Origin of the sequence: Streptomyces albicerus (assembly GCF_008905045.1) — a bacterium.
GTDB classification, from domain to species: Bacteria; Actinomycetota; Actinomycetes; order Streptomycetales; family Streptomycetaceae; genus Streptomyces; species Streptomyces albicerus.
In genome coordinates this window covers 37,196-53,495 of the sequence record NZ_VWMY01000014.1, presented here as the reverse complement: position 1 = coordinate 53,495, position 16,300 = coordinate 37,196, and the positions used below count along the sequence as shown (strand labels likewise).

12 protein-coding genes and 1 pseudogene are annotated in these 16,300 nt (G+C 69.6%); 6 read left to right on the top strand and 7 right to left on the bottom strand.

What is annotated here, in order from left to right; genetic code table 11:
* The first annotated feature begins 72 nt into the window (after nt 1-72).
* Together GAS53_RS14055 and GAS53_RS14050 are read left to right on the top strand one after the other, a co-directional pair.
* A complete protein-coding gene (locus tag GAS53_RS14055) occupies nt 73-876 on the top strand; it encodes a class I SAM-dependent methyltransferase (protein ID WP_151477875.1) in 804 nt (267 codons plus the stop codon).
* A gap of 17 nt (nt 877-893) precedes the next feature.
* The gene (locus GAS53_RS14050; protein ID WP_151477874.1) at nt 894-2,474 is read left to right on the top strand and encodes a glycosyltransferase family 39 protein; all 1,581 of its coding nucleotides are present in this window, start codon (nt 894-896) and stop codon (nt 2,472-2,474) included.
* A gap of 22 nt (nt 2,475-2,496) precedes the next feature.
* Here GAS53_RS14050 and GAS53_RS14045 read toward each other — a convergent pair.
* Nucleotides 2,497-3,825, bottom strand: a pseudogene (locus GAS53_RS14045) (peptidoglycan recognition protein family protein); the annotation flags it as partial.
* A 743-nt stretch (nt 3,826-4,568) separates the two neighbouring features.
* On the opposite strand from GAS53_RS14045, the gene GAS53_RS14040 reads away from it, so the two are divergent.
* Together GAS53_RS14040 and GAS53_RS14035 are read left to right on the top strand one after the other, a co-directional pair.
* Nucleotides 4,569-5,513, top strand: a complete 945-nt coding sequence (locus GAS53_RS14040) for an NAD-dependent epimerase/dehydratase family protein (protein WP_151477872.1) — start codon at nt 4,569-4,571, stop codon at nt 5,511-5,513.
* A 7-nt stretch (nt 5,514-5,520) separates the two neighbouring features.
* A complete protein-coding gene (locus GAS53_RS14035; RefSeq protein WP_151477871.1) occupies nt 5,521-6,444 on the top strand; it encodes an RNA polymerase sigma-70 factor in 924 nt (307 codons plus the stop codon).
* A gap of 115 nt (nt 6,445-6,559) precedes the next feature.
* Here the strand turns inward: GAS53_RS14035 and GAS53_RS14030 are convergent, their stop codons facing one another.
* The 3 genes from GAS53_RS14030 to GAS53_RS55135 form a co-directional block, all read right to left on the bottom strand.
* Nucleotides 6,560-8,296 carry a VanW family protein gene (locus GAS53_RS14030; RefSeq protein WP_151478015.1) on the bottom strand — a complete coding sequence of 579 codons (1,737 nt, stop codon included), beginning with the start codon at nt 8,294-8,296 and terminating at the stop codon, nt 6,560-6,562.
* A gap of 650 nt (nt 8,297-8,946) precedes the next feature.
* The gene (locus GAS53_RS14025) at nt 8,947-9,213 is read right to left on the bottom strand and encodes a hypothetical protein (protein WP_225858912.1); all 267 of its coding nucleotides are present in this window, start codon (nt 9,211-9,213) and stop codon (nt 8,947-8,949) included.
* 37 nt (nt 9,214-9,250) lie between these two features.
* On the bottom strand, nt 9,251-9,391 hold the full coding sequence (locus GAS53_RS55135; RefSeq protein WP_192583106.1) for a hypothetical protein: 141 nt from the start codon (nt 9,389-9,391) through the stop codon (nt 9,251-9,253).
* 399 nt (nt 9,392-9,790) lie between these two features.
* Here GAS53_RS55135 and GAS53_RS14020 point away from each other — a divergent pair, with 399 nt between their 5' ends.
* The gene (locus GAS53_RS14020; protein ID WP_151477869.1) at nt 9,791-10,570 is read left to right on the top strand and encodes a class I SAM-dependent methyltransferase; all 780 of its coding nucleotides are present in this window, start codon (nt 9,791-9,793) and stop codon (nt 10,568-10,570) included.
* A gap of 337 nt (nt 10,571-10,907) precedes the next feature.
* Here GAS53_RS14020 and GAS53_RS14015 read toward each other — a convergent pair whose 3' ends face one another.
* The 3 genes from GAS53_RS14015 to GAS53_RS14005 form a co-directional block, all read right to left on the bottom strand.
* Entirely contained in the window at nt 10,908-12,074 is a 1,167-nt protein-coding gene (locus tag GAS53_RS14015) for an MFS transporter (protein ID WP_151477868.1), read from the bottom strand.
* Nucleotides 12,075-12,321: 247 nt separating this feature from the next.
* The gene (locus tag GAS53_RS14010; protein WP_151477867.1) at nt 12,322-13,155 is read right to left on the bottom strand and encodes an alpha/beta fold hydrolase; all 834 of its coding nucleotides are present in this window, start codon (nt 13,153-13,155) and stop codon (nt 12,322-12,324) included.
* Nucleotides 13,156-13,256: 101 nt separating this feature from the next.
* Entirely contained in the window at nt 13,257-14,135 is an 879-nt protein-coding gene (locus GAS53_RS14005) for an alpha/beta fold hydrolase (protein ID WP_151477866.1), read from the bottom strand.
* A gap of 660 nt (nt 14,136-14,795) precedes the next feature.
* On the opposite strand from GAS53_RS14005, the gene GAS53_RS14000 reads away from it, so the two are divergent.
* Nucleotides 14,796-16,166, top strand: a complete 1,371-nt coding sequence (locus GAS53_RS14000; RefSeq protein ID WP_151477865.1) for an SAM-dependent methyltransferase — start codon at nt 14,796-14,798, stop codon at nt 16,164-16,166.
* The last annotated feature ends 134 nt before the right edge of the window (nt 16,167-16,300 follow it).

Here is a 16,300-nt window from a genome sequence, read left to right as displayed (position 1 = left end):
CTGTCACCCCCTAATCCCCTAATCCATTCATCCCCTCACCCGGGGCCCCCTTTGCACGGAGGTCGATTAGCCATGCCCGCTGACGCCAAGACACCGAAGAAACTGCGCAACAACCGCGCCGCCCTCACCCACAAGGTCGGCTACGCCCTGCGCCACCCCGGCCGCGTGTCCCCGTACCTCCGCCGGGCCGGCCGGGACGCCTGGCTGCGCCTGAAGCACCCCGACCACGTCGGCTACTACCGAGCGGTGATGGCCTCGGACACCCGCCGCAACCCGGAAGCCGCGGTCGGCAGTCAGACCCACGAACGCTGGCTGGCGCTCGGGCAGATGCAGTTCGACTACCTCATCGAACACGGCCTGCGCCCCGAACACCGCATGCTCGACATCGGCTGCGGCAACCTGCGGGGCGGCTGGCGCTTCATCGACCACCTCGACACCGGCCACTACTACGGCATCGACATCTCACCCGACATCCTGATGGCCGCCAAGAAGACCCTCGCCGAGCGCCACCTCCAGGACAGGCTGCCGCACCTGACCATCACCGGCGACCTCACCCTGGACTTCCTGCCCAGCGACCACTTCGACGTCATCCACGCGCACAGCGTCTTCTCCCACTCGCCGCTGAACGTCGTCGAGGAATGCCTCACCCATGTCGGCCGCGTGCTGACCGACACCGGGTTCTTCGACTTCACCTTCGACCGCACCGAGGGCACCGAACACCAGGTGCTGCGCGAGGACTTCTACTACCGCACCGAAACCCTCCTTGCCCTGGCCCACAAGCACGGCCTGCACGCGCGCTTCATGGAGGACTGGGAGCAACGCCCGCACGGCCAGTCGAAGATACGCGTCAGCCGCTCAGCCCTGCCCACCACCTGAGACGGCCGGGATCCGACATGCCGCCCCCCATAGTGTCCCCGGGCACCCTGCTCGACCCACCCACCGTCACCACGCCCCGGCCACCCGTCGTCCTGCGGCCGCCCGTGCCGCTGCACATCACACGGCCCGGCCCGAGCCGGGCGCTCACGGCAGCCGTGCCCGCGGGCCTCGTGCTCGCCCTGGGCCTATGGGGGATCACCCGCCAGGACAGCATGTGGCGCGACGAGGCCGCCACCTGGCAGGTCGCCCACCGCAGCCTGCCCGAGATCTGGCATCTGCTCGGGCACGCGGATGTCGTCCACGGCCTGTACTACGCCCTCATGCACGTGGTGTTCGAGGTCTTCGGCGACAGCCTCCTGACGCTGCGGATACCCTCCGTCCTCGCCATGGCCGTGGCGGCCTCCCTCGCCGCCGACCTCGGTGCCCGACTCGCGGGCCGATGGAGCGGGCTCGGCACGGGGCTCGCCTGCGCACTGCTGCCCGCCCTCCAGACGTACGCGCAAGAAGGCCGCCCGTACGCGATGGTGACCGCCGCCGTCGCACTCGCCTCCTGGTTGCTGGTGGCCGCCCTGCACCGCCCGCGCGCCCGCACCTGGAGCGCATACGCCCTCGTCGTCCTGCTCGGCGCGTTGCTCAACTGGTTCTCCCTGCTCGCGCTGCTCGCGCACGCCGCCACGCTCGCCCTCGCCCGGCCCCACCGCACCATCTGGGTGCACTGGCTCCTCGCGGCAAGCACCGCCGTACTCGGCGCCCTGCCCCTCGTCCTGGCCAGCCAAGGCCAATCCAGGCAGGTCTCCTGGATACAACCCACCACCCCCGGCACGACGTACGCAGTCGCAGCCACCATCCTCGCGGCCGGCGGCTGCGCACTCCTGGGCCGGGCACGCAAACCCGCCGGTCCGACTCCGGCTGCGGCGGGGAAACTGAGCCTGGCCGCTGTGGCCGTCCCGCTGTGCGCCGTCCCGCAGCTGACGCTCATCGCCGTCTCGCTCACCTGGCAGCCCCTGTACGTCGGCCGCTACGTACTGTTCGCCTACATCGGACTCGCCCTCCTCCTCGGGGCATTGACCGCCACACTCGCCACGCACCTGCCCACCCACCCCGGAGTTCCGCTCGCCGCCGTCACGGCACTCGCGTTCCTCGCCCTGCTACCCGCGGAACAGCACGTACGCAGCGCACACAGCCGCGTCGACGACGTACTGGCTGCGGCGACCCTCGTGGACGCAGCACGTGGACAGGGCGGCGCGGTCGTCTTCATTCCCTCAGCCCGACGCGACACCGCCCTGGTCACCCCAGGCGCGTTCCGCGGACTGCGCGACATCGCGCTCGCCCAGAGCCCGGTCGAGTCCGACACCCTGCACGGCATCGAAACAGACCCGGACACCACAGCCCGCGCACTGCTGCGCGAACGGCACATCATCCTCATCAGCGACGCAGACACCCGCCCTGCCCACAACGCCCGCGACCGCGCCAAACAACGCGTCCTGCGCGAACACTTCGTCAAACGCTCCACCACGATCCGACGCGGCCGCAGCCTCACCCTCTACGAACGAATCGACCGCCCGCAGCACAACCAGCCTGCCGCCAACAGGTCGTAAACCGACCACTTCAGCGTGAGTCAGAGACCTGACCGCCTGCCCAGGAGCGGATCGTGGGCAGCTGGTTGTAGAAGGCGTCACCCGGGCACTGAGTGTTGTAGCCGTCTCGGTGACCGTGGATGGCCGGGAACGTCAACTTCGCGCCCTTGGCCCAGGACTTGCGGAAGTAGTTCGTGCCATCCGCGCCCGCGGTGAGGGTGGTGGTGCCAGTCGGGTCGACGCCGTATTGGCCCAGCTTCCAGGCGGCGATGCGGGCGACCGAAGTCATCGCCTCCTTCGACGGGGCGGCGTCCGCGTATGTGCCCAGGACAGAGACGCCGGTGGTCTCGGCGTTGAAGCCGTAGGCGTGCGCGCCCATGACCGGCTTGTCCACGCCGCCCTTGCGGCCCTCGTACAAGGTGCCGCACTTGTCGACGAGGAAGTTGTAGCCGATGTCCTTCCAGCCCAACTGTTTCACGTGGTAGGCGTAGATGCCCCGGACGACCGCCGGGGCCTGTTCGCAGGTGTAGTTGTTGGACTCGGCAGTGTGGTGAACCACCACCGCCTTGACCTTCCCGCCTGGCAGATAACCCGGCTTCTCCGGGCTGATCGACTCGTCCGCGCCCCAGCCGGCACGCGAGGTGATCGCGGGCTTGGGCGCAATGGAAGGCGGAGCCGCGGGGACGCTTGTGGAAGGGGAGGGCGAGGCCGAGCCTGAACCCGAGGGTGACGTGCTCGGCGTGGAACTCCCGGACGCCGACTGCGGGGCGGAGGGCTCGGTTGTCGCCGTCTCGGACGTGGACACCTCCGGCGAGGCTGTCGCAGTGGATTCCTCCGCGGTGGGTGTGTCGGTTTCCGCCGTCGCGTGTGCGGCCGGTTCCAGCCCTGAAGCCGTGGCGTTCCCGGGGTCGATCATGTCCAGGCGCAGCCCTTTGGGCAGCCCCGCCGACGCCTTGCCGTCCACCCGTACTTCCACCCCGTCGGACTGCCCCACCCACGCCGGTTCGGTGCCGCCGCGTGCCGCGCCGGCCTCGCCCTTGCCGCTGTTCCCGTCCAGCTTCAGCCAGCTCGACCATTCGCCGGTCCTCGCGTCCCGGGTCCGGACCTCGACCACTCCCGCCACCCTCGCGGACGCGTCCGCCCAGGTGACACCGAGCATGCTGAACGGTTCTGTGTCCCGTTTGCCGAGCTGGGCGGATACGCCGTCGTCGGCCACCTCCAACTGGGCCGTTCGGGCCTTGCTCTCGACGGGCCGGGACTTCCCGTCGTCCGCCGAACCGTCCGTCGGCCCACCGGTGACGCCCTGGACGACCAGGGCTCCGGAGACCGCCGCGGCCACCACAGCGGTGGCACCCCACCAACGACGTCTCATGTCGACGCGCACATCCTTCTCCCATGAATGGGAAGCCAAAAGAGATCGAAGAAGAGCTTTTCTGCGCTCGCCCCGAAGACCCTCTGTCCTGGACGGAGCCGAAAAGCCAGGCAATTGGTCTCCTGCCGCCGCAGGTCAGCTGCATATCCCGGTGAGGAGCAGGCATGCGATCGCCTGTGCGGCGCCCATCAGCTGATAGGTGTTCAGTTTCATTGGTCCGATTTCAGGGGCAGCAACTTCAGCGCCTCTCCCTCCACCGATCCGTAAGGATCTGTGCTTTCCGGTCGAACGGCCCGTCGATGAAAGACATGGGCGCGCGCAGCATCGTGCGTCGTCCGTTCCTGGTGCACACGGCGACGTGGCTTACGCCCAAGGTGCGCTGGACGTCCAGCCGAAGGATGTCGGTCCATGGAATCTGCCGACGGCGGTCACCGTGGACAACGAGAGCGTCCTCGCTAATGCTCACGCCGTGGCTACGATAGAGGAACGCGGTTACCGCGCAGGCCACCACCGCGGCCGACACGCATTGTCCAAGTTCGCTTAGCTCCATTGGGCCAGGCGGGAGAATCAGCTGAGAGATTCTCGGGGCTGCTCGATCCGGCCGAATCGCACGCCTTCGGAGATGCCGACGCTTCGGAGTGCCCGGCGGCGCAACCGCGCCAGACTGTGACCTGGGTAACTGCCGGTCATGGGGCGCCGGGGCATCTCGTCTCTAGTTGGTGAGCACAACGAACGGAGACGTCATGAAGATCTTCATTGCCGGAGCGTCCGGCGCGATCGGCAGCCAACTCGTTCCCCAGCTCGTGGCACGCGGCCACGTGGTCGTCGGCACCACCCGCTCGGCTGCCAAGACCGGCGCGCTGCGCGCGCTCGGCGCCGAACCGGTCATCGTCGACGCGCTCGACCCCGACTCGGTGGCCGACGTGGTGGCCAAGGCCGAGCCCGATGTGATCGTCCATCAGCTCAGCGCGCTGGGCGGACCGATGAAGATGCGAAACGTGAAGCGGATGGTGGCCGCCACCAACCGGCTGCGCACCGAGGGCACCGACCACCTGCTGGCCGCCGGCCGCGCCGTCGGCGTCCGCAAGTTCGTGGCGCAGAGCAACTACGCATTGCTGGAACGCACCGGTGGGCCGGTCCTCGACGAGAGCGGGCGGATCGATCTGAGCCCGCCCAAGGACCTCGCGGAGGCGGTGGCCGCGTTGCGTCACGTGGAGGACGCGGTGACCGGCATTACCTGGGCCGACGGCATCGTGCTTCGCTACGGTGGCTTCTATGGCCCCGGGACCGGCATCGAGGCCGCGCCGGACGCGGGCATGGCCGAGTTGATCCGCAAGCGAAGGTTCCCGATCGTCGGTGGCGGCGGTGGGGTGTGGTCGATGGTGCATATCGCCGATGCGGCGTCGGCCACGGTCGCGGCGATCGAACGCGGCAAGCCCGGGATCTACCATGTCGCCGATGACGAGCCGGCGCCGGTGCGTGAAGTGCTGCTGGAGCTGGCCCGGGCGCTTGGCGCCAAGCCGCCGCGCCGCGTGCCGGCCTGGCTCGTCCGGCTGCTGGCCGGCAAGGGCGCGGTGGAAATGATGACGCGGGCCTGCGGGATCTCCAGCGAGAAGGCCAAACGCGAGCTGGGCTGGACGCAGCGGTACCCGAGCTGGCGAACGGGTTTCACCGAGGGATTGAGCTGACTTCGACATGTCCGTCTCGGATCTGTACGGCGAGCTGCGACCGCGGGCGTTCGCCATCGCCTACCAGATGCTCGGCAGCGTCAGCGAAGCCGAGGACGTCGTGCAGGAAGCGTTCCTGCGGATGCACCAGACCCTGCAACGGGACGAGCCGATCGCCTCGCCGCGAGCGTACATCGCCACCCTGGCCACCCGGCTGGCCATCGACCAGCTGCGCTCGGCACGGGTGCGGCGGGAGAGTTACGTCGGTGAATGGCTGCCGGAACCGATGGTCACCGATCCGACGCCGGCCGAGCAGGCCGAGACCGCCGACTCGCTGTCGCTGGCGTTCCTGGTGCTGCTGGAGAGCTTGTCGCCGCACCAGCGGGCCGCGTTCCTGCTGCGTGAAGTGTTCGAGTACCCGTATACGGAGGTCGCCGAGATCATCGGGACCGATGTGGACAGCACTCGGCACCTGGTCGCGCGGGCTCGCAACCACCTCCGCACGCGCCGACCTCGCTACCACGCCTCGCGGCGGCAGCGAGAGGAGCTGACCCGGCGCTTCTTCGCCGCCGCCGAGCAGGGCGATCTGCGGGCACTCGAGGTGCTGTTGGCCCAGGACGTGGCGCTGCACGGCGACGGCGGCGGCAAGGTGCCGGCGCTGGGCCGGCCGATCAACGGCCGGGGGCGCGTGGCACGGACCATGCTGGCCGGGCTCGCCGCGTTCGCACGCCTCGGCGGCCGCATCCACGTCACCGAGGTCAACGGCCAGCCCGGCGCCATGGCGTACGACGCGCAGGACCGACTGGTCGGGGTCATGGGACTCGACATCGCCGACGATCAGATCCAAGCGATCCACTCCATCGTCAACCCCGACAAGCTGCGCCACCTCGACGAGGTCAGCGACCTCGGCACCCGGCTACGCCCGGGCCGACGATCCAGCGGCGACGGCTGATCCGTCGGTCACGGCGCCGCCGTGACCGACGGCCTGCCTTGCACTGGAGCCGGGAGGGCCAGTCCACGGATGATCCTCTATTTCCTCGGAGAACTCACCTTGCGTATCGGTGCCGTCACCTAGGGTCAACCGGCTCTGCGTCGCAGGTGACCTCGTCGCGGGGCGCGTAGTGGGTGTTGAAGGTCTCGCGTTTGACTTCCTTGCCGTCGGATGTGAAGACCCGGTCGACTGCGACGTTGAAGCCTTCCAGCGGGGTCTGCGGCAGGCAGTCCTTTTCGGCCCCCGGGCGGCTGCTCGGCTCCTTCACCTCGGTGCGCGGGCCGGTGACCGCTTCGACCGCGTCGTATTTCTTGGTGCCGAGGAAGGTGACGGTGATCGAGGTGTCCGTCGCGGACGCCTGGATGTAGATGGCGTTGCCCGAGTCGTTGGCGAACCTCAGGTCCAGACTGCCCCACACCACCGTTGCCTCCCGGCCTTCGGGGTAGCGCTCGATGTAGAACGAGTGCGCCCCGTGCTCGAGCGGTTTGACGCCGGCGAAGAACAGGGCGTTGAAGACCGTGGTGGCGACGGCGGAGACGCCGCCTCCGGCTGCCTTCTCGAACTGGTTGTTGTTGATGATGATGCCGTCCACGAAACCGTTCGCCTTGGTCCGCTCGCCCACGGTGCGGTTGAAGCTCCAGTTCTCGCCGGGCCGTACGAGGGACCCGTTGAGGAGTTCCGCGGCGCGGCCGATGTTCTTCGTGCGGTACGGGGCGGGCTCGAAGTTGACCGTGAAGGTGGACATCTTCTCCTTGATGCCCAGCGGGCCGACGGTGTCGCGGGTGAGCGTCGGCTGCACCGTCTCGGCGGCCACCGCGCCGGTGCGGGCCGTCCCCGTCTTGGTCAGCAGCGGCAGGACCGCCTGCTGGATCGCCTTGGAGGTGACCCGCTGCCCGGGTTTGCCGTCCGAGGCCACCACGACCCGCTCGCCGTCCAGACCCAGCCTCGCCTCGACCGCCTTGCCGGTGGCCGGCCCCAGGGCATTGACGACCGTCGGATCGTCCCGCAGCCCTTGGCCGTCGAGCCGGGGTGCCAGCCGGTTCGACTTGTCCGGTTTCATCGTGAGGTGGTTGCCGACCGTGACCGGGCCGATCTCGATCCGCCGGCCGCCGGTGGTGAGCGTCACCGGCGCCGACATCGCGGGCGTGGCGAACTCCTTCATGGCGCGGTTCACCTCTGCCGCGTCGACCCGGGGTCGGCTCTGCCGCACCGGCAGCCGGACCGGGTCGCTGCGCAGGCTGGGGTCGGCGGAATCCAGGGCAGCCAGCGAGCGGTCCACATCCAGCGACTGCCCGCTGCGCGGCTGTACGACCACCGGTTTGCCCCCGTGGAAGGTGACCGCCCCTTCGCGGGCCGTGCGGTCGTACTCCTTCGCCGTTTTGGCCAGTACCGCGCGGGCCTTTGCCTGGTCCATGCCGGTCACCGGCTCGATGTCGCGCTTCCCGGACGAGAACAGGCGGCCGATCGCGGTCAGCGGGCCGGACCGCGGCTGGACGGCGCGGGCGACGGTTGCCTCGCTGTCCAGCCTGAGGCCGGCCGCACGCGCGTCGACGGTGGCACTGCGGTCGCCGATACGCACCTTCAGCGGCGACGCCCAGGTCTTGCCCAGCTCCTGGTCAAGCTTCTCCTCGGCCTGGGAGCGGCTCAGCCCCCCGATGTCCACGCCGCGCACCCGGGTGCCGTCAGGGACGTCCGCGCCGGACACCAGCAGACCCGTGACGTAGAGCCCGCCGAAACCGAGAGCTGCCGCTCCGCCCGTAAACGCGACGAGGCGTATTCGGCGACGACGGGCCGGCGTGGTGCCGGCGGGCATGCCGCGGCGCTGAAAGCGATGCACAGGTTCTCCTTGTCGATGGCCGTCGCGCCGCACAGACATGCCTCACGCAATAGGTCGCCAATCCGGCAATCGTAGTAAAACCCTCGTGATAGGTCTGTGAGCTGCGTCTCTGCCCGTCTCACGAACCAGCCGCCGCCGCGCCGCCCTGTCTGGACGCAGGAGCTCGTTGGGCCGGGCTTGGGCCCCGGAGCGGGCGGGACGGCACGGCACGGGACGGGTTCGGGACCACCAACATTCGGTTGTTCTTCAGCGGACGCTGCGGCGAAGGAGCGGCACGACTACTGGCAGCACATACACCGTGAGCTCCTCGGGGTGGACTACCGGTTCCCGTGGGGACGGAGCGACTGGTTCCGGGCTCGCTGGTCCATGAACCGCCTGGCGGGCGTCACCGCCGGTGAGGGCGGCGCGCACAGCATCTTCGATGCCGTGGCGGCATAGCGCGCCGGTCCGCACTCTGAGGTTCGGCCACCGGGCGAGGCGACGAGCCAGGCTGAACTCTCGTCGCAGGCGACGCCCGCGCGCCCACGGGCCCTCAGTCCTCTCCGTCCCCTCGGTACTCTGCCCGCGTGACCGGCACCCTCGTGCGGAACCGCGAGGGATCCCTGCCCCAAGGGCCGAGCCGTACGTCACCCGGCGGGTTCGATTCGGAGGACGGCGGCGGTGTCGCGGATCTCGACGACCTTCAGGCTCATGGTGTCGTTGATGGTCGCGGCGGGTCCCTCGCCGCAGCTCAGCCCGACGCCGCCGCCGCTCTCCGACGACACGCCGCCGCCACCGGCACAGCCCGAAACGCTGAAGCCCGACCCCTTCAGCGGCGCGGCCATCTCGACCCTGCTGCCGGTGATCGCGTTCACCTTGATCGGCCCGAGGCCGTACGTTTCCGGCACCGTCACGACGTCCCCCACGGCGACCTTGATCTCGCACGTCCCGTCAGCGCACGGCCCGGTCGGCGAGGACGACGGAGTGGCCGACTCCGTGGGAGTTGGCGTGGGGTCGGATGCCGGTGACCCGGAGGCGGACCCGCTGGGCCGGCCCCCGGCGGGGGACCCGTCCGAAGAATCCGAGGAACACGACGTGAGAGTGGCGAACACGACAGCGACAACAGCGGCGACGACGGTGGTGGATGACGTTCTACGCATCATGGTCGCCATGGAACCCCGCCCCGACCGGGACCCCTCCCGGCCCAGGAAGCGGGCCGCGTTGCCGGGATCGGCGAACTCATGGGCCACTTACGGGAGTTTGAGCTGATGGTTCCCGGCGAGTCCGTCCAGCAGTTCATCACCGAGAACACCTGGCCTCAAGCGCCGCGTCCGCCAACTGACGCAGGAACACCGGACGACGCTGCGTCGTCGAACTTCGTGCGACGTTGGGTCACCTTGACCAGCAACTGCCGGACATCGGGACCTGATCCGCCGGACAGGCCCTGGCCTCCCCGCTTCGGTTCGGCTTGGGCACAGTTAAAGTAACCGCGTGGAAAAGGACGAACGGCTGCTTCACGCCTCGTCGTTCGGCGCGGCGGCGGTCGCATACGCCGAGCACCGTCCGGACTACGCGCAGGCGGCGGTGCGCTGGGCGCTTGAGCCCGCGCCGGGCCCGCGAGTGCTCGACCTCGGCGCCGGAACCGGCAAGCTCACCGCCACGCTGGTCGCGCTGGGCGCCGAGGTCATCGCGGTCGAGCCCGACCCGGCGATGCTGACCGAGCTGAGCCGCGCACTGCCGACTGTCCGTGCCCTGCCGGGTAGCGCCGAGGCGATACCGCTGCGGGACGGTTCCGTCGATGCCGTGCTGGCCGGCAACGCCATGCACTGGTTCGACATGGCCGTCGCGGGACCCGAGATCGCCAGGGTCCTCGCACCCGGCGGCATCCTGGCCGGCCTGTGGAACGTCATGGACGACCAGGTCGAATGGGTTGCCGAGCTCGCACGGGTCAGCGGGAGCGCGGCCATCGGCCCGCGTGACACGCCCACCAGCTGGCGCGCCGAGACGGCCGACGCACACCTCCCAAAGACCGGCGTGGAGGCCCGGTTCGGCTCGCCGAAGCAGGCCGAGTTCCCGCACGGGCAGCGCCGCACCGCCGACTCCCTCGTCGCGACCATCGCGACGCGCGCGGGGGTGCTGGTCATGCCGGAACAGGAACGTGAGACCACGCTCGGCCGGATCCGTGCATTCCTTGCCGGCAGACCGGAGACCGCCGACGGCGAGTTCACCCTCCCGCTGCTGACCGCCGTACTGCGCGTGCGGCGGCTGTGAGAGCCATCGACCGCCTGGGCCGGGCAGGGCCGTCGGGCCGCTGCAGACGGCTGCGGGCCCAGTCGCGGAGGCTGCTGTAGGGCACCGGCCGGCCCTGGGCGGCAAGATCCTCGCGCAGTTCCTTGGTGGAGATGGCGCCGGCGGTCTCTCGATCAAGGCCCGGCCGCGTGAGGCTTCTGCGGTGATGGATGCTCCGACGGGGCAAGGAACCGTCGCCTGAAACGGATCACGCAATGGGTCTCTCAGTAGTGCTTGTGTACGTGGGTTGGGCCCTCTGCCTGGTGGTGAAGCTGCCGAACAGACGGGACCTCGGGGGGGGCTTGGCAGGGACGTGGTGTCAGCCCGCTGTCGCCGCACGTCGTGTCACGAATCCGATGACCGCGGCCGACGCGGCCAGTGCGGCCACACTGGTGAGGGCGGCGGGAAGGGAGAACCAGTCCGCCATGAACCCGATGGCGGGTGGTCCCAGGAGCATGCCGCCGTAGCCGAGTGTGGACGCGATCGCGACTCCGTCGGGGCCGGCCAGCATGCCGGCGCGTTCGACCGCGACAGGGAAGAGGTTGGCGAGGCCGAGCCCGGTGATCACGAAACCGAGGATGGCCATCCACAGGGACGGAGCGAGCGCGCCGAGCAGCATGCCGACCGCGGCGGTCATGCCGCCGGTCACCAAGGTACGGGTCTGGCCCAGGCGTTCGAGCAACCTCGTGCCGGTCAGCCGGCCGATGGTCATGGCGAGCGCGAAGCAGGAATAGCCGATGGCCGCCACGCCCGGTGTGGCGTCCAGGTCCTGCTCGAGGTGCAGGGCGCTCCAGTCGGCGAGGGCTCCCTCGCCATAAGCCGTGCACAGGGCGATCAGACCGAAGGTGATCACGAGAGTACGGGTGCGGGCGTCCAGGCGGCGCGGCGCGGACTCCGCCTGCGGTGCGTTCTCCGATTGTGTCGGAGGCGGGATGCGCAGCAGGGTGCGGCCCGCGAGGACGGTGACGAGCAGCCCGATCGTGGTGAGGCCGAGCAGGTGTTGTGTGGGGGACAGGGCTCCGGCGACCAGTGCACCGAGTCCGGCTCCGATCATGCCACCGAGGCTGAACGCGGCATGGAAGCTGGGCAGGATGGGCCGTTGCAGGGCCCTCACCAAGTCGACTGCGGCGCTGTTGAAGGCGACGTTTATGCCGCCGTACGCGCTGCCGAAGATCAGCAGCACGGCGCCCAACGCGAGCGCCGAGTGGGTGAGCGGGGGCAGTGCGATGCTGAGCGAGAGCAGGATGCCGCAGGCGACAGTGACGGGGTGGCTGCCGTAGCGGCGGCAGAGTCGGCCGGTGAGCGTCATCGTGATGACCGCGCCGGCGGAGACGCCGAGGAGTGCGAGGCCCAGGGCGCTGGCGGAGGCGCCGGTCTGTTCCTTGATGGCGGGGATGCGGACGACCCAGCCGGCGAAGATGAAACCGTCCAGGGCGAAGAAGACGGTGAGCGCGATGCGGAGTCGGGTGAGGGCGTTGCCCGGCACGACGTTGTGCGTTCGGGCTTTGTTTATTAGCGGCACAAACTCAGGCTAGGTGGGAGCCGGTGGCTGGGCAAGGGAGTTGACGGGGGCCTGGGCGCCCCGAGCCGTCCGGTGTCCGGGGCGGCAGCAGGTCACACTCAGCCCCGGGCGGTCCAGGACTTACACGGAGAAAAGACACTCCCGACGCCTTCGGACTCCGTGCCGTTGGGAGACACGGAGTCCGAAGGTGAGGTGCCTGGACGCGGGGTGGTTATGCGGCGAGGAAGGCGAGGAGGGCTTTGTTGACCTCTTCGGCGTGGGTCCAGAGCAGGCCGTGCGGGGCTCCTTCGACGACGACGTACTCGGCCTCGGGCAGCGCGGCGTGGAACGGTTCGGCGGTGGCTTCGATCGGCAGGATGCGGTCCGCGGTGCCGTGCAGAATGAGCGCCGGGACGTCGATCTTGGGGAGGTCGGCGCGGAAGTCGGTGGTCCAGGTCGGGACGGCGGCACGTGAGGCGTAGGCGGACGCGCCGGCGGCGGTGTTCCAGTTGGCGCGGACGACGTCTTCGCTGATGCGGGTGCCGAGGTTTTCGTCGAGGTTGTAGAAAGCCTGGTAGAAGTCGGTGAAGTAGGCGTACCGGTCTTGGGTGACGGCCGAGAGGATGCCTTCGAAGACTTCGCCGTCGACGCCTGTCGGATTGTCCTCGGTCTTGAGGAGGTAGGGCTCAAGTGCGGCGAGGAATACCGCCTTGGCTATCCGTGCCGAACCGTAGGTGCCCAGGTAGCGGCCGACTTCGCCGGTTCCCATGGAGAAGCCGACCAGGACGGTGTCGGTGAGGTCGAGGGTTTCCAGCACCGTGTGGAGGTCGGCTGCGAAGGTGTCGTAGTCGTAGCCGGTGGTGGGCCGGCTGGACTGGCCGAAGCCGCGGCGGTCGTAGGTGATGACACGGTGTCCGGCGTCGAGCAGGGCGGGCAGTTGCTTCTCCCAGGAGTGTCCGTCCAGGGGATAGCCGTGGATGAGGACGACCGGCTGTCCGGTCCCGTGGTCCTCGTAGTACAGGTTGATGTCGGTGCTGTTCTCCTGGCCTACGGTGATGAAGGGCATGGCTTCTCCTCTTGGGAACGGGCTGTGGGTGAGGTGGGGTGCCGGCTCTGGGCCGGCAGGACGTGCGCTGTGCCTTCTCCCGCCGGGCCGGCGCCGGCGAGTCAGCGGGCGGTTGCGGTGGCGGCCTGCTGGATGACGCGGCTGACGGCGTCGGGGCGCGAGACGGGGACCGCGTGAGAGGCCTTGACCTCGACGGTGTGCGCGTCGGCGCGCTCGGACATGAAGCGCTGGGAAGCCGGCGGGATGTTGAGGTCCTGGGTGGCGATCAGCGACCAGGAAGGAATGGTCTTCCAGGCGGCCTTGGTGGCCTTCTCCTCCAGTGCCGCCGCTGCGATGGGGCGCTGCATCGCGGCCATCAGGGCGGCCTGGCGGCGGGAGACGTCGGCGGCGAACTGCTGGCGGAACTTGTCCGCCTTGATGTACACGTCATTGCCGCTCGTGCCACCCGGCAGGCTGTAGGGCACCGCTTCGATGGCGTCGCCGAGTGTGCTGCCGGGGAACTTGTTCGACAGCCCCAGGGAGGTCTCGCCCGTGTCGGGGAGGAACGCGGCGATGTAGACCAGTGCCTTGACCTTGTCCTCGTGGCCCGCGGCCGCGTCACTGATCACCGTGCCGCCGTAGGAGTGGCCCACCAGCACCACCGGCCCGTCGATGCGGTCCACGATGCTGCGCAGATAGCCGGCGTCACTGGCGGGTCCGCGCAGGGGGTTCGCCGCGGCCACCACGGGATACCCCGACTTCTCCAGCCGCTCGATCACACCGGTCCAGCTGGAGGTGTCCGCGAACGCACCGTGTTCCAGCACAATCGTCGGCTTCACGCCCGACGCCGACGCCGACGCCGCCCCCGATCCTGACCCGCCCGACGCACCCGCCGTACCGGACAACGACACAGCGGCGAGGACACCGGCGGCCACGCCGACCGCCACCACACCGCCCGAAGAACGACCGAACACCCGACGAGCCGAGGACGCACGAGACATTTGCTTACCCTTCGATGGGAAGAACCTGATGAGGTACGGGAGTTGGCGGTGAGCCGTGCTGCACGCATGCGCTCGGCTCCTCCAACTAAAAGCAGTTGGTTAGCTTTAAGTACCGTAGACCCTGCCACTGGCTAACGCAAGGACTTAGCTTTAGCGTGCTTCGGGCCCCGGGCCCCGGGGTGGAAGCGGCGGGTGAAGGTGGTGGGCGGAGACGATGGGCGGAGGCCGCACGGTTGCCCGCGGTGTGCTGCAGGGCGAGAACCTGGGCCGGGGACAGCTGCTTCCCGGCGCCGTTCCCCACAGGGGCGGCCGTGCCCTGTACGGACGGGTGGGATTTCCGCCGCGACGCCTTGATGCGTGTCGCCGTTCGGGAAGGGCCGGAGGGTGGACACGGTGCATGGTTGCTTTCCTTCCGAGGGCCACGGGACGAAGGGCTTCCGCATTCCAGGGCGGAGGCGTTGGCGCCTGTGCCGAATGTGACCGAGGCAGCGGCGACGGGCAATGGACGAAGAGGAAGGTCCCAGGGCAGTTTCGCGGGGCCGATGGGGCATCGCGCCGCAGCTTGCGGGCCTGCGCACGGCGGTGAATCGCTCTCGGGGCGCGGCCGTAGAGCCGAACGGGCCGTCAGGACCGGCGGCACGCGGTGTGAAGAGGAGTCCGATGGCTGAGGCAGCCGCAATCCTGGCCCGTTTCACCGAGCAGGTGCTGGGCGTGCCCCTGCCCGTGGGCATCCGCCTCTGGGACGGGAGCACGGCAGGGCCCGTGGACGGGCCGGTCTTCGTCCTGCGCGACCGCGAAGCCCTGCGGCGTCTGCTGTGGAGGCCCGGAGAGCTGGGGCTCGCCCGCGCCTGGGTCGCCGGAGACCTGGAGGTCGACGGCGACCTCTACGAGCTGCTCGACACGATCTCGTCGCTGCTCTGGGAACGGGTCGAGCCCGGCGACCGCGCCGCGGCGGTCCGCAGACTGCTGGGCGTGCTGGCCAGCCCCGGCAGCCTGCGCACACTCAGCCGGACGCTCGGCCTTGCGGGCGGCTGGGTCCCGCCGCGACCGCCCGCCGAAGAGGTTCCGCGCCGTCTCGGGCCCGCGCACAGCCTGCGTCGCGACCGGGCGGCCATCAGCCACCACTACGACGTGGGCAACGACTTCTACTCGCTGGTGCTGGGCCCGTCACTCGTCTACTCCTGCGCCTACTGGGCAGGGGAGCCGTCGTCCGGCGACAACACGCTGGAGCAGGCCCAGGAGGCCAAACTGGACCTCGTCTGCCGCAAGCTCGCCCTGTGCGAGGGACAGTGGCTGCTCGACGTCGGCTGCGGGTGGGGCTCGCTGGCCATGTACGCGGCCGGGCACTACGGAGTACGGGTCGTCGGAGTCACCATCTCCGGCGAGCAGGCCGCGTCGGCGCGCGAGCGTGTCGCCGCGGCGGGGCTCGGTCACCTGGTGGAGATCAGAGTGCAGGACTACCGGCAGATCGCGGACTCCCCCTTCACCCCCTTCGACGCGATCAGCTCGATCGGCATGGCCGAGCACGTGGGCAGGCAGCGGTACCGCTCGTACGCGGATGTCCTGCACGGGCTGCTGAAGCCCGGCGGGCGGCTGCTCAACCACCAGATAGCGCGCCGTCCGGTGCGGGACGAGGGGGAGTACCGCATGAACGCCTTCATCGACAGGTACGTCTTTCCCGACGGGGAGCTGGCTCCCGTCGGCTCCACCGTGTCGCTGCTGGAGGAAGCTGGTTTCGAGGTCCGCGACGTGGAGTCCCTGCGCGAGCACTACGCCCTCACACTGCGCGCGTGGGTGGCCAACCTCGAAGCGCGCTGGGACGAGGCGGTCCGGCTGGCCTCGCCGGGGCGGGCCCGGGTATGGCGCCTGTACATGGCTGCCTCGGCGATCGGGTTCGAGAACAACACCATGGGCGTCAACCAGGTACTGGCCGTCAGGACCGCCGATGCCGGCCGGTCCGGCATGCCCTTGCACCGGGACTTCCTCCGTCCCGGGCCCGGGCCCGGGGTTGACGCGACGCGGGTCGCGTAGCCCCGTGGTTCGAGACGGAGCTTTCCGGGCTGGTCGGGGTGCGGCAGGCGGACCGGCAACCGCGTAATGCCGACTGACCGGTTCACTCATAGGCCGGTGAACCAGGGGGGCCATTCTCTCGTGATCAGCGTTCG